The 13,007-nt window shown below is 61.4% G+C and carries 14 protein-coding genes and 1 other RNA gene; 8 read left to right on the top strand and 7 right to left on the bottom strand.

Annotated elements, in window-relative coordinates; all coding sequences use genetic code 11:
* Positions 1–3: 3 nt before the first annotated feature.
* The 3 genes from BP737_RS14425 to BP737_RS14415 all read left to right on the top strand — a co-directional run bounded on the left by BP737_RS14425 (position 4) and on the right by BP737_RS14415 (position 2,835).
* Positions 4–1,164, top strand: a complete 1,161-nt coding sequence (locus tag BP737_RS14425; RefSeq protein ID WP_342686303.1) for a transglutaminase-like domain-containing protein — start codon at positions 4–6, stop codon at positions 1,162–1,164.
* Between the two features lie 33 nt (positions 1,165–1,197).
* Positions 1,198–2,034 (top strand): hypothetical protein, encoded by an 837-nt coding sequence (locus tag BP737_RS14420; protein ID WP_342686302.1) that lies wholly within the window; start codon positions 1,198–1,200, stop codon positions 2,032–2,034.
* A gap of 231 nt (positions 2,035–2,265) precedes the next feature.
* Positions 2,266–2,835: a hypothetical protein gene (locus BP737_RS14415; RefSeq protein WP_342686301.1), complete on the top strand. Its 570-nt coding sequence runs from the start codon at positions 2,266–2,268 to the stop codon at positions 2,833–2,835.
* An 82-nt stretch (positions 2,836–2,917) separates the two neighbouring features.
* On the opposite strand, the gene gltA is transcribed toward BP737_RS14415, so the two are convergent.
* Both gltA and BP737_RS14405 read right to left on the bottom strand, forming a co-directional pair.
* Positions 2,918–4,264, bottom strand: coding sequence for an NADPH-dependent glutamate synthase (gene gltA / locus BP737_RS14410; protein WP_342686300.1), 1,347 nt, complete (start codon positions 4,262–4,264; stop codon positions 2,918–2,920).
* A complete protein-coding gene (locus BP737_RS14405; RefSeq protein ID WP_342686299.1) occupies positions 4,257–5,117 on the bottom strand; it encodes a sulfide/dihydroorotate dehydrogenase-like FAD/NAD-binding protein in 861 nt (286 codons plus the stop codon). The genes gltA and BP737_RS14405 overlap by 8 nt, the downstream gene beginning before the upstream one ends.
* Before the next feature lie 200 nt (positions 5,118–5,317).
* On the opposite strand from BP737_RS14405, the gene BP737_RS14400 reads away from it, so the two are divergent.
* Positions 5,318–5,473, top strand: coding sequence for a hypothetical protein (locus BP737_RS14400; RefSeq protein WP_292405535.1), 156 nt, complete (start codon positions 5,318–5,320; stop codon positions 5,471–5,473).
* A gap of 6 nt (positions 5,474–5,479) precedes the next feature.
* Positions 5,480–5,803, top strand: a complete 324-nt coding sequence (locus tag BP737_RS14395; RefSeq protein ID WP_342686298.1) for a heavy metal-binding domain-containing protein — start codon at positions 5,480–5,482, stop codon at positions 5,801–5,803.
* Positions 5,804–6,249: 446 nt separating this feature from the next.
* On the opposite strand, the gene arcS is transcribed toward BP737_RS14395, so the two are convergent.
* Genes arcS through BP737_RS14375 form a run of 4 tightly spaced genes read right to left on the bottom strand, consistent with a single transcriptional unit; the run spans position 6,250 to position 10,486 of the window.
* Positions 6,250–7,884 carry an archaeosine synthase subunit alpha gene (gene arcS / locus BP737_RS14390; protein ID WP_342686297.1) on the bottom strand — a complete coding sequence of 545 codons (1,635 nt, stop codon included), beginning with the start codon at positions 7,882–7,884 and terminating at the stop codon, positions 6,250–6,252.
* Entirely contained in the window at positions 7,881–9,323 is a 1,443-nt protein-coding gene (gene tgtA / locus BP737_RS14385; RefSeq protein ID WP_342686296.1) for a tRNA guanosine(15) transglycosylase TgtA, read from the bottom strand. The genes arcS and tgtA overlap by 4 nt, the downstream gene beginning before the upstream one ends.
* A gap of 5 nt (positions 9,324–9,328) precedes the next feature.
* Positions 9,329–9,895, bottom strand: coding sequence for a TIGR00296 family protein (locus tag BP737_RS14380; protein ID WP_342686295.1), 567 nt, complete (start codon positions 9,893–9,895; stop codon positions 9,329–9,331).
* A 39-nt stretch (positions 9,896–9,934) separates the two neighbouring features.
* Positions 9,935–10,486, bottom strand: a complete 552-nt coding sequence (locus tag BP737_RS14375) for a hypothetical protein (RefSeq protein WP_342686294.1) — start codon at positions 10,484–10,486, stop codon at positions 9,935–9,937.
* A gap of 163 nt (positions 10,487–10,649) precedes the next feature.
* Between BP737_RS14375 and rnpB the strand changes: the two genes are divergently transcribed.
* Positions 10,650–10,997, top strand: an RNA gene (gene rnpB / locus BP737_RS14370) — RNase P RNA component.
* A gap of 21 nt (positions 10,998–11,018) precedes the next feature.
* Here the strand turns inward: rnpB and BP737_RS14365 are convergent.
* Positions 11,019–11,291 carry a hypothetical protein gene (locus tag BP737_RS14365; protein ID WP_342686293.1) on the bottom strand — a complete coding sequence of 91 codons (273 nt, stop codon included), beginning with the start codon at positions 11,289–11,291 and terminating at the stop codon, positions 11,019–11,021.
* Between the two features lie 157 nt (positions 11,292–11,448).
* Between BP737_RS14365 and BP737_RS14360 the strand changes: the two genes are divergently transcribed.
* Positions 11,449–12,003 (top strand): CBS domain-containing protein, encoded by a 555-nt coding sequence (locus tag BP737_RS14360; protein WP_292405518.1) that lies wholly within the window; start codon positions 11,449–11,451, stop codon positions 12,001–12,003.
* 222 nt (positions 12,004–12,225) lie between these two features.
* On the top strand, positions 12,226–13,007 hold a 782-nt coding region (locus BP737_RS14355; RefSeq protein ID WP_342686292.1), incomplete at its 3' end, for an RNA-guided endonuclease TnpB family protein.

The raw sequence follows: 13,007 nt of genomic DNA, 5'->3' as shown, positions 1-13,007 counted from the left end.
GATATGTCGAAGTATACTCCGGTCATTGAAACCCCGCAGAGGGTTCCGATCACTGAGGAGATCGCACGGCAGCACCCAGGAGTAATCATTCTGGATCCGAAGAGGGTACCAGAATTCCAGGTGGTCGATGCAGACGTGGTTCCAACCTCTCCCGGTAAAGTATCATTGACGCTGCAAACCGAGAGCAGCGACCTCGGTACCAGGGATTTAATGCCGGACGTGAGAATGACCCAGGGAACTATCTCCTGGTACTGGACGCAGGACACGTTTGTCTACCACGAGATCACGATCCATAACTATGCTTCTTCTGCAGCGAGCGGGATGGTCATCCTCTGGTCGCTTAAGGATGGATATGGGTGTGGTGTGCCCTTTTCGGATCTTGCAGCGGGGGCGGACCTCACTGTGACAGTTCCATTCGAGGTTCTCCCACAGCATAGTTCCATCGGAATAAAACCGATGGCAGTCGAGATCAGAGTTGATCCGACCGGCCTTACGTCGTGGATGGCAAGAATGCCGATCGATGCCATAGAGAAGTATAACAACGATGCGTCGCATCTCTTCGATCCTGACGGCGGAGAAAACCTTGAGACAAGTGATCTATATCATTTCCCATTCAGTGAGGGATATAGAGTGCTACTTGAAGCAGCGCAGGCGGCTGATGATACGACAGAGCCGTATCAGTCCGCATATGCGATAACGCAGTATGTCAATGGGGCCATGAATTACACATACGAAGACCCGTATATTGAATACATATTCTCCGACCTGTATCTGATGGACCATCCGTCTCCCATAAACGGAAAGTATCTGGGGGTCTGCGATGAGTATGGAACCCTGTATACCGCCTTCGCCCGGGCGCTGGGTATCCCGACACGGTTCTTATCGTTCACCATGAGGCTGCCTTCCGGTAATATAACGGGGCATGCTATTGCAGAATCGTGGAACGGAAATGCCTGGATCCACTCGGATCCGACATTGAATGTATTTGACAATCCCCAGGTTTACAGGGCGGATGGAAACACTCACATCAGCATTACCATCTACGGTGACGCCGATGACTCCTATTATACACAGGATCCAAACGACCCAACCGGCGATGGCATTCTCAGGTACGAAGATTTCAGAACACAGATTCTCCTCGGAGAGGTTCCGAGGTACAACTAACCCATTTTTATTTCGAAAGGTATTGTCCTTCTGGTGCTCGGTCTCACCGTTGCGATGATCGTCTGCAACATCCCTGCAGGCGCAGTCGTGACGCCCCTCCCCGGACAGGGGAACCAGACGGGTATTCTGTTTCTGGTCCACCCGAACGCGAAGACCAACGAGACGATCACCACGTTCATAGCCGAACACGGGGAGATCTGGTGGCATGAGGGTATTTACAATCACACCCACAAATACGTGTATATCGTGCCGGCGAACGCCTGCGAAGAACAGCTCGTCTACTTAAACAAGATTGGTGCCGATGAACACGGCGGCGAACCGTCTATCGAGCGCGTCTGGATCATCGGCTGCGACGAGGCGCTGCCCCTGGCCGCGGAGCTCCGGTTTCCGGAAATCTTTGCGAAGTACCCGGCGCTCAGCAACGACGAAGAGCTGCGCTCTTACGTCGAAAATCAGTCCCCGAACCGCTATGAGGAGATTACGACCAGATCCTCGCGGACGCAGGTCTACTTCATCAACGATACCGGCGTGTTCACGGAGTACATCGTCGACCTATCGGGAGGAGAGATCGTCTCCACCACCTACGTCTCGGAGGAGAACCTCACGGTCGGGAGAGCCGAAGCGGAGGCGCAGGCCCTCTCCGGACAGTCCCTGGACGCCCGCGTCGAGAACGTCGTGCTGAAAGTCTACGGCAACGACCAGATCGTCTGGGAGATCACCGTTCGGGCCGGTCAGGAGACGAACGTCGCGCAGGTCCCCTCGGACCTGGCGCCCGGGCAGTCGCTCCGGACGACGACGCCGGGGTTTGGAGCGGTCTTTGCGGCTCTTGGCGTCGGGATGGGTTTCGCCCTGTACCGGAGGCGGCGATAGGGCCGGAGGGACGGGCAGACCTTCTGCAGGAGAACGCGTCTTCAGTTTTGAACTAAATATAACTATATACTAAAATCGATTAGTATATATTGTAGTCTTGCAAAGGGGTACACTGCCTGTAATTACCACGGAGGTTCGTCCAATCCGGGCCGTGCGAACCCCGTCACTGCCCGGAGGCAGGAGATAGGTTTGCGCTCCATGTCGGGTGAACCGCCGGAGATTCGAGGCCGTATGATGAAACTACCCCTCTGCAGCATATCGCTTGCGTGTACTTCAACCATCTTCTTTTTCCTCTGGGTCGCCCTGTTCACCGGGCTTACTGCAGCAACATTCGTATTGAGCGGAATCTCCCTTCTCGGTCTCCTCCTGTTCATCTCGGCAGCACGGGAGGAGACCGGACCACGGTATTTCGACCTGCTGCTCCCGGGCACCGTCTTCGCCCTCGGTATCGTGAGTCTCCTGCTCTATCCCGATGGGAACTCGTTCCTTTCGGACCCGGTGAGCGGGATCGAGGTCGTCTGGATCGGCCTGCTTGCCGCGCTGTCTCCGGCGTCCCTGGCCTTCGTTCATCTTCTCCCGGAACGCCTGAAGGCGAAGGCGCCCGTCCCTCTTCGGGCGATCGCGGGCGTTACGATCTTTGTCGCCGTCATCTTCGCCTGTATCGTAAAGGATACCGTTCTTTCGCCGTCACCCACTCTTCATCCCTGGAGCGGGCTCATCACCCTCTACTGGGCAGCCGGGTTGCCGCTGATCGGGTCGAACCTCCTCGCGGTTGCATTCCGGTGCAGAGGGGACGGTTGATCCGGTTCCCTGCTCTCCACGAATTGTTCGCAAATGTCAGGATGGGGAATGGGCCGACCCTGGCTCACCCCGGAAAAAGAGTTCACTCTTCCTTCAGCATCGCGTTGATCGCCGCCGCCGCGCGCTTTGCCGTGCCCATCGCCTCGATCACCGTCGCCGCGCCGGTGGCGATATCCCCGCCGGCGTAAACGTGGGGGATGGACGTTCGGCCGTTCTCGTCGACGACGACGTTGCCTCTCCGGCCGCGCTCGAGTCCCGGGATCAGGGAGACGAGGAGCGGGTTCGGGCTCGTCCCGATCGCCTGGACCACCATATCCACGTCGAGGGTGAACTCACTCCCCTCGATTAACTCCGGGGACCGGCGGCCGCTCGCATCGATGCCGCAGAGGGACATCCGCACGCACTCGATCCCGGTGACGCAGCACTGCTCGCCGAAGACCCGGGTCGGGTTCGTGCAGGTGAAAAACTCGATCCCTTCTTCCTTTGCGTGCTCGATCTCGGCCCTCCGCGCCGGCATCTCCTCCTCGCCCCTCCGGTAGATCAGGGAGACCTTCGCCCCCAGGCGGCGCGCCACCCGTGCGGAGTCCATCGCCACGTTGCCGCCGCCGATCACCGCGACGCGCCCCCCGTGCATGACCGGCGTGTCGAACTCCGGGAACGCATCGGCGTGCATCAGGTTCACCCTTGTCAGGAACTCGTTTGCCGAGTAGACGCCGTTTAAGTTCTCCCCGGGGATGCACATAAACGCGGGAAGCCCCGCCCCGGTCGCGAGGAAGACCGCGTCGTAGCCGAGGAGTTCGTCCACGCTGACGCTCCTCCCCACAAGGTGGTTCTTCTTCAGCCGGACGCCGAGGGCGAGCACCTGGTCGAGTTCCGCTTTAACGACGTCTTTCGGCAGCCGGAACGCGGGGATGCCGTAGGTCAGGACACCCCCGGCCTCGTGGAGCGACTCGAAGATCGTGACGGCGTGGCCGGCACGCGCGAGCTCGGCCGCGGCCGTCAGCCCGGCAGGCCCGGAGCCCACGACCGCCACCCGCTTCCCGGTCGACTTCGCCACCTCTGGGAGTTCTGGCCCGTTCTCCCGCTCCCAGTCGGCCACGAACCGCTCAAGCGCTCCGATCCGGATCGGGGTCTCCTTGTTGCCGAGGATGCAGGTCCCCTCGCACTGGCTCTCCTGCGGACAGACCCGTCCGCAGATGGCGGGGAGCATGTTCTGCTCCTTGAGCGCCCGCGCGGCGGCGGGGAAGTTGCCGTTCGCGACCTCGCGGACGAATGCGGGGATGTCGATGCAGACCGGGCAGCCCCTTACACAGAGCGGTTTCCTGCACTGCAGGCAGCGTTCCGCCTCGGTGATGGCCTCGGTGACGGAGAGGCCGGTATCCACCTCGCCGAAATCGTGGACCCGGACCTCGGCCGGCCGGTCACTCATGGCGGCCGCCTCCTTCGCCGCACCGGCACTGGTGTTCGGCAAACCGCTCAAGCGAGACCTTCTCCTGCTCGGTGTAGATCCGCTGCCGCTGCATCAATTCGACAAAGTCGACCTGGTGAGCGTCGAACTCGGGACCGTCGACGCAGGCGAACTTCGTCTCCCCGCCGACGGTCACCCGGCAGGAGCCGCACATCCCCGTCCCGTCGACCATGATCGGGTTGAGGCTCACGTAAGTCTTCACGCCGTAGGGCACCGTCACGCCGGAGGTGACCTTCATCATGATGGCGGGGCCGATGATCCAGACCCGGTCGATCGTTCTCTCTTCGAGCAGTTTCTTCAGGACGTCGCTTGCAAACCCGTGAACGCCCTTGCTCCCGTCGTCGGTCGTGATGTAGAGTTCGCCGCAGATCTCCCGCATCTCGTCCTCGAGGATGAGGAGATCGGCGCTCCGCGCCCCGATGATCCCGATGACGCGATTGCCCGCACTTTTTAGTTCCTTTGCGATGAGAGGCGTGCTCGCGATCCCGACACCGCCGCCGATGACGCAACAGGTGCCGTAGTTGGCGATCTCGCTCGGCTTTCCGAGCGGTCCCGCGACGTCCGTGATGCTGTCCCCGGCCCGGAGCGTCGCAAGTTCCTGGGTTGTCTTGCCGACGGCCATAAAGATCACCCGGACGGCGTCTCCCCTGACGGCCGAGATGGTAAGCGGTATCCGCTCGCCCGCTTCGTGCAGGCGCAGGATGAGGAACTGCCCCGCCCGCACGTGCCGGGCCACCTGCGGCGCGCGGATCCAGTATTCATATACCCGGTCGGCGAGTATGGTCGCTGATTCCACCTTATACAACTGCTTCACTCCTGATGGTGCTGGTCGATCGTAACATCGAGACACATCCGAACATTTCATACTTATTGTGCCTCCAGCCTCTTTACTGCATCTCCCCCGCGCCTGACCGCCGCCGATCGCTGCCGAACCGGACTCGATATTGAGAGGGCACATAGATATCCGGGGCGGAAACACGAACGATTATCATCACGTCCGTCGCACGGCTATGTATGCGGAGTCCGGTATGCTGGGGGATTGCACTGATCATCATCGGTGCGGTGCTCGCATTGATTGTCCCTATCTTCGGCATCCCGTTCATCGTGATCGGCCTTGCACTGATCATATGGCGGGGGCGCGAGGAGACCCTCGAAGCCATCAAGGAGTAAGCGAACATGATACTTACGACGACTGCAGAAGTCCCGGGCTACGCCATCGGGGAGATCCTCGGTGTGGTCTTCGGCAATACGGTACGGACGAAGAATATCGGAAAAGACGTTATGGCCGGCTTAAAGAGCGTCGTCGGCGGCGAACTTCAGGAGTACACCTCGATGCTCTCTGATGCCCGAACCGAGTCGTACAACCGGATGGTCAACGCCGCGCACGATCTCGGGGCCGACGCGGTGGTGAACATCCGGTTCACGACGTCCCAGACGATGTCGACCGCGGCGGAACTCCTCGCCTACGGGACGGCGGTGAAACTCGTCCCGAAGAAGTAAAGGCTCGGACAGTTGTGGCAGGAGAGCCTGCCCTTTTTTTTCTTGGTTGAGGTTTGCGTGGCGGGCGGGATAAGGTTGGTATTCACCTAGTTGCCCGGAATTGTAACTATGACAAGCCACAAGCCCGACATAGTGGACCCGTGGTGGCAATCGTCATTAGGGGAGGAGGGGCTGACGGGGAGGGGGAGCATCCCCCCTCGAAGAACTTTGTTCTTCTCGAACTCCGGGCGTTTCGCCCATCGCACTCCCCATTGTCCCTACCCCCCAAGCGCGATATCAGGTGAAAATCCGTGCTCAGGTTTATCTCGATAGAGGGAGAATGAAGCAGGAAGCCCCGCCCAAAAGGCGCGGGGTAGTTCACGCAACCAATGTGAACTTGAGTGTCATGGACGCCAAAGATGGCGTTTCGCAATGAGCCTGAGAGTGTGAACCCGGAGGAAGATCACCTATTCTCCTGCCTTCTTCACCTTCCGGACCTTCACCGCAACCCCGCGCTTTGACCGGCGCATCTCGTCCGCCCCCATCATCGCACGCCCGGTGGCGACCGCGAGCGGCCCTTCCACGAGCACCTCATCGCCCTCCCGTATCCCGGGGTCGCATCCCGTGACTCCCGGGGCAAGGATGTCGCCCTGCGGCACGAATGCATCTATCCGGACCCGGTAGCCCTCCGGTATCAGGTCCCACCCCTCGAACGTCGGACGGAAGAGCCCGGTCCCGGAATCGATGCTGAAGAGTTGCTGCTTTCCGCGGAGGACCGCCATCTGCATGCTCCTGCCCCGGACCTGGAGGCCCTTCGTGTTGATCTCGGTTCCGAACTGCCAGGATACCGTGCCCCGGACGGTATCGGTCTGAACCCGGCGTTCGCCCGCGAGAGCGTCATTAAGGGCCCGGAGGGAGCCCGGCGCCGTCGGGTGCCCCTGACAGGTCACCTCAAGGTCAATCCCCGAAGCCTCCGCCGCCATCTCCGCAACCGTGAGCGCCCCACCCTCAAGGTGGGCGATCACCCGGCGGTAGGGGTGCGCCGCGAAGTAGCGGGCGAGGATATCGGCGATGAAGGCGCACTCCTCGCGGTCCCAATAGCCGGTCACCGGCACGTCGTAGTGCCCCGCCGGGTAGACCCGCTCCAGTTCCCGGGGAACGAGGCCGAGCGGCGAGGTGACGATCAGTTCGTGCGCCCGCCGGTCCACCGTGTTCATAAAGAGCCGGTGGCTCCGTGAGAGCGAGTAGGGCTTCCGCGCCGAGCAGGGGAGGAGGACCGCGACGTCGGTCCGGGTCGGGACGAACCGCTCGATCACCCGGTCGGCGAACCGCCGGATCTCTGAGCGGTTCTGCGACTCGGCGGTGTTGGCACGCATCGGCACCCCCCGCGCCACCGGGAGGAAGCGCTCCATAAAAGCGTAGTTCCGGTCGAGGAACCGGAGGATGCCCACCTGTTCGGCGGCCGCCCGGCACCGCGATTCCACAAGCTCCCGGAGCCTTCCCGCCTCGATATAGTGCCGCACAAGGGCGATCTCGCGGTCGAGCGCGAGACGGTTGTGCCGCGCGAGGTCGCCGGCCCGGCACCCCTCGCACCCGCAGACTCCCGTCTTCATGATCGAGGCGGGAAACTCGCCTTCCGGAAGGCAGAACATTTTCCGTGCGGATGCAAGGTCGACGGCCCGGTAGTCGAAGAGGTCGAAGCCCGAGTAGACGAGGAGGCAGGCGGTCGAAGGGAGCGCCGCAGCCGGGGCGTACCACGCGGTGTCCGGCGGGACGCTCTCTTTGAGAGCCGCCAGCCACATCGCGTAATTCCGGGGGTTCTTCTGCGCCGTATGCCAGTTTGCGACCATGACACAGTCGCCCGACTCCGCCGAAGCGGCGAGCGGGTGGACGGTCACCGGCTGCCCCTCCCCGGGGGAAAAATAGTTCTCGACGAACGCCGGGTCTATCGCGAGCGGGACGTTTGAGAGGGGGCGCCTGTTGAGCGCCGGAAAGAGGCCGTCCACATCGAGGGCGGCGGGGAGGGAGACCCTCTCCTCTCCCTCTTCATAGGTCCCGATCCGTGCAAGGCCGTCGCGCCTCTCCGCCTCATACCGGCTCACGATACCACCTCCGCATCGGGGACCTCCTCGCTGACGAGGCGAGCCCACGCTTCGCCGCACAGGACGACGAACCGCTTCTCCGGGTGGGCCTTCATCAGGGCCCGGATGCCGGCGCACCCCGACCTGACCATGTCGTCGTCCCACTCCGGGACCTCGCTCTGTCCAATGGGGAAGGTCTCCGCAAGCTCGGCGGGGTACGGCCCGAAGGGCGGCTTGAAGTTCAGCACCGTATCGAACCCCGGAACCTCCCGCCCGTCGAACGAGACCAGCACACGGTCGCCGAGAGGGATGCGGGGGATGACCTCGCGGAACCGGAGCACCTCCGTCCTCCGGCAGGTCTCCGATCCCCGGTAGAAGAACCGGCGCTTGGAGACGGGGTCGTCGCGCGCGAGCGTTGATGCGTGGGCGAGGAGTTCCCGGTAGCCGTCGAGCAGGCGCGGGTGACTCCGGCACCGCTCGTCGACCAGTTCCCAGAGCGTCCCGTCCTGGATCGCCTGCCGGATGCGGGCGATCTCCGCGAGGGTGACGTAGAGGTTATGGAGGGCGAGCAGCCGCTCCCGGTCCCCGGACGTACGGAGCTCGTCGGCGGTCATCGAGCGGCAGACCCGGCAGGAGCAGGGCAGTTCCGCGAGTTCGTCGATCTTGAAACTCCCGTGCGGGGTGATGTAGCGCCCTTCCCGTGCAAAGAGGGCGTATGCGGCAGAATCGAAGAGGTCGCAGCCCATCGCGACGGCGAGGGCGAACATCGACGGGTGGCCTGCACCGAAGAGGTGGACGGCGGTCGCCGGGGAGAGACCGCGTTTTGCCGCGAGAACGACCTTTACCAGGTCCCGGTAACGGTAGTTCTCCATCAGCGGCACCACGGCCCCGATCGGAGCGAAGGTGAAGTTGAGGTCCCGGACGGCCCGTCCGGCCTCCTCGCGGAGATCGGTGAAGATGCCGCCCTGCACCGGCCCGGCGAGGTTTGCGTCGGGGAAGAGTTGTTGGGCCTCACGAATCCGGTCCATGGTGACCGCAAGTTCCCGTGCCGCCCTCTCCCGGCTCGCGTCCGACGGGGTTGGGATGTCCAGGGGAACGACGATGTCGCTCCCGATCGCCTGCTGGAACTCGAGCGTGTCCCGGTTGCTCACCTCGACCTCGCCGTAGACCGAGAGCTGGAACGAGCCGGAGTCGGTCATGACGACCCCGTCGAAGTCGAGAACCGAGTGAAGCCCCTCCGCCAGCGCCCGGTCGCGGTATTCCGCGCTCCGCCGGAAGATGTAGGCGTTTGTGATCAGGGCCTCGACGCCCATCTCCTGCATCTCGCGGGGGGTTACCAGGGGGAGGTGGGGGTTGACGACGGGGAGGAGCGCGGGTGTCCGAACGATTCTATCGTTCACCCTGAGTTTCCCGACCCTCCCGGCGATATCTTTGTGTACGACCTCAAAAGTAATTGCCATTCGGATTAAACCGCCTTCTCTTCAAATATCTGCCCCTCGAACGTCTGCACGGCAACATCGTCGCGCTTCCAGTACCCGGGCCGGAGTCCGGCCTTGATGCAGGTCTGGTCGAGGAACTCCCGGCTGTCCCAGCCGTACTCGGTCGCGACCTGCGGGAGGAGGAGGCCCCCTGTCCCGAGACCGCTGACGATCAGGCCGTGCTTCCCGACCTCGACACAGCCGGGGCGCTCCTCCGGCGGGCATTCGAGCGGCCGGGGCACGGTGAGCACCGTCACCTCAAGGTCGAGGTCGGCAAGTTCCGACCGCGACACCGGCAAAAACCGGGGGTCCTCAAGAGCGGCCGACACGGCCGCCTCGACGATCGCGTCGCCGAGCGGCCGTATCGGGTACGGGAGGCCGATACATCCGCGGAGGGACCCCTCCCGCTTGATCGTAACGAAGACGCCGCGCTTCTCCCCGAAGACCGGGGGAAGAGCAGGCAGCGTCGTCCGTTCGCCGTTGACGGCCTTCTCGACGGCACTGCGTGCCAGGCGAACAGCCGTCCTGCCTTCTTCCGGGGTCAGCATTTCCATCAAAATGGGTCGTATGATGTTGAATACTTTTAGTCTTTCTCAGGAGCGGGAAGAGCCCGTATCCACCGGCCCGGTGATCGAGCAGGGTCCGCCGCCCTCGGGACGCACCCAGACGGTCAGAGCCTCACCGGCAGAGACGGGGCGGTCGAGGCAAAGCCGGATCTCACAGTCCTCCCCGGCGAGAAGGAGGGTGTCGCCCCGGGGAGGTGTTGCCGTCCACGTCCCCGGTCCCGGAGAAGCGGCCCCGGACTGTGTAAGGATCTCAAGATAGGTACCTGCCATGACCGTCACGGTGGTCCGGGCAAGGTCGACGGGTCCGTTCCCCCCGCCGGTATGGACAACGCGGAAGGTGATGGTATCGATGGAGGTGCCGGAGGATTCGGGGACCGACGAAGAACCCGTGATTGCCCCGACCGGGGCAAGATGCGGGTCGTCTGCAGGCAGGACCGGGTATGCGCCGGGACCGGGAGCGGGTCCGCCCTCCATCGCGTTTGCCGCAAGCGAGACAAACGAGAAGAGTGCTGTTACGGCAACGAACGCCGTAACGATTGCCGCTAGTTCCAGATGTGCACGAGCCCTGCTTTCCCCCATGGTAACGCCAATGGTAAGACCCCGGATCAAGTATATAAACATATCCAGACCCCGGGGATACGCGCGGTCGATCCGGGAACCTCAACGGAGAAGGTACGCCGGTGCCGGCTGCTGGAGGAGGGTACCTGTACGGCTATATATTCTCACGGTCAACACTACTTAGGAGAGGGAGAGTGCGGCCGACGGTGGCACATTCCTGTGCCGCTGAGGAAAGTCCTCCCACCGGCCAGACACGCAGCCGCATGCAAGTGCGGGTGGCGAGAGTCACGGCAATGACACAGAAACGACACGACCCGTCGTCAGTGATGAAACGACCGAGCCCCCCAAAGGGGGCGAGAAACGCGGAAACCCCGCGCAAGCAACTCGTTGAACGTAGCGGCGGGAGACGATGAAACGGTGAATCCCTGCGGGTGCAAGCCAGAACAGGGCAGATGGATCGTCTGGTATCCGCCCGGGTATGGCGCGTAGCTGAATGCCGCACTGAACAGAAGGAGGCTTACTCCTCCCACTCCCTGCTATTGCACGTGGCCCGTTACGGCGGTTGAGAACCCTGCCTCGGTTTGAGTTCGATCTCGTCAAACGTCACGACGTGGGAATCGACGATATCGCCCCGGTCGTTCATGGAGATCTGGACGAAGATCTCGGCGGGTGCATTCTCCATGGATACGACGTCCCCGTGCTCCGCCCGGACATCGAAGCCAAGGGACTCAAGTTCGTCCCGGACGGCGTCCAGGGTGTGGTAGGTCGAGAGAACATCCCTGACCTTCATGAGAACGGCCTGTTGCTCGTCTTTGTTTACAGTCATATCATCCCATGCGACCTTTCGGTATATCAACCTGTCCGGGAAGGGACGATGAGCCGCAGAAGTGCCTTCCGTTGCCTGTCGTCAACACCTTCCCGATATGGACCCGAATAATGTATCAGCAAAGGTATATATTAAAAAATTACCTATAGTAATAAATATGGAAATCCCTACCCCGGCTGAATTACGCGAGAAACGACTCCGTATGGGCTTAAAACAGGCGGATGTTGCCCGCATGGCCGGGATCAGCCAGTCAATGGTCGCGCGGATCGAGGCGGGCAGTGTGGACCCGAGGGTGAGCACGCTCGCAAAGATCGTGGAGGTCCTGCAGGCAGCGGAGCACTCGATAATCACGGCCGCCGACGTGATGAACGCACCTGTGCTCTCCGTCGCCCCGAACGATCCCGTCAGCCGAGCCGTCGAGATCATGGGCCAGAACGGCATCTCCCAGCTGCCGGTGCTCGAGAACGGGGTGCCGGTCGGGTGCATATCCGAATCCGCCATCATGAACGCCGTGGAAGACGGAGGGCTTCACCAGACGCACCGAAAGGTGGTGCAAGACTATATCGAACCCGGATTCCCGACGGTCCCGCCCACGGCGCCCCTCGACACGATCGTCCATCTCCTCCATCATAACCACGCGATCGTCGTGCTCGAAAAGGGGAAGGTGCAGGGCGTCATCACCAAACACGACCTGATATCGCTGATAACGTGACACGTACTTCGCGATCTTTGCGTGAGAGTTTATCTTGCGGGGGTGAAGGGGGCGGAGCGGGAAGACCCCACCCAACAGGTGCGGGGATGACACGGAAACTTCCACAGGAAGTTTCCTGACAGGAAGATGCCGAGCATCTTTCGTGGAGCGGAGTCGCCCTTCGTCATGTTTCCCGAGGATTACCAAAAACAATATATTCCTGTAAGGTCAACAGATACCTGTATGCTCCAGGCCTACAAGTATCGGATGTACCCTAACTGTGAGCAGACCGCAATGCTCATGAAACACATCCATGCCTGTCGGTTTGTGTACAACCATTCTCTGGAGCAGAAGATCCGGGCATACGAACAGGAAGGCAAAAAACTCTCCTGCTATGACCTGAACAACCGTCTTCCTGTCCTCAAAGAAGAGCATCCATGGCTCAAAGAGGTCAACTCCCAATCGCTTCAGAACGCGAACAAGAACCTCGATAACGCTTTCACGCGGTTCTTCCGTGAGAAAAAGGGATTCCCTCGATTCAAGTCGAAGAAGAATCCGGTGCAGTCCTTTCAGGTGCCTCAGCATTATACCGTGGACTTTGGGCGGCGTCGGATTAAACTCCCGAAGATCGGTGAGATCAAAACCATCTTCCACCGGATGTTCACCGGGAAGATGAAGTACGCGATCGTCTCTGTAACCACAACCAGGAAGTGGTTTGTCAGCATCCTTGTCGACGATGGGCAGCCGGCACCGGACCCCTCGCCGTTTTGTCTGGACACTACCCTTGGTATCGATGTCGGGTTGACGGACTTCGCAACCCTTTCCACGGGAGAGAAGATCAAGAATCCCCGATACTTGAAGAACTCGTTGCAGCGCCTGAAGGTGTTACAGCAGCGAGTTTCGCGGAAGGTGAAAGAGTCGAAGAATCAGCAGAAAGCGATCCAGAGACTCGCCCGGTGTCATGAAATGATCGCCAATCAACGCAACGATTTCCTGCACAACCTTTCTAATCGAATCGTGAGCGA

The sequence above is a fragment of the Methanoculleus sp. UBA291 genome (genome assembly GCF_002499755.1).
Classification (GTDB): domain Archaea; phylum Halobacteriota; class Methanomicrobia; order Methanomicrobiales; family Methanoculleaceae; genus Methanoculleus; species Methanoculleus palmolei.
The sequence above is the reverse complement of the archived record's forward strand: the minus strand, read 5'-3'. Positions and strand labels throughout refer to the sequence as shown.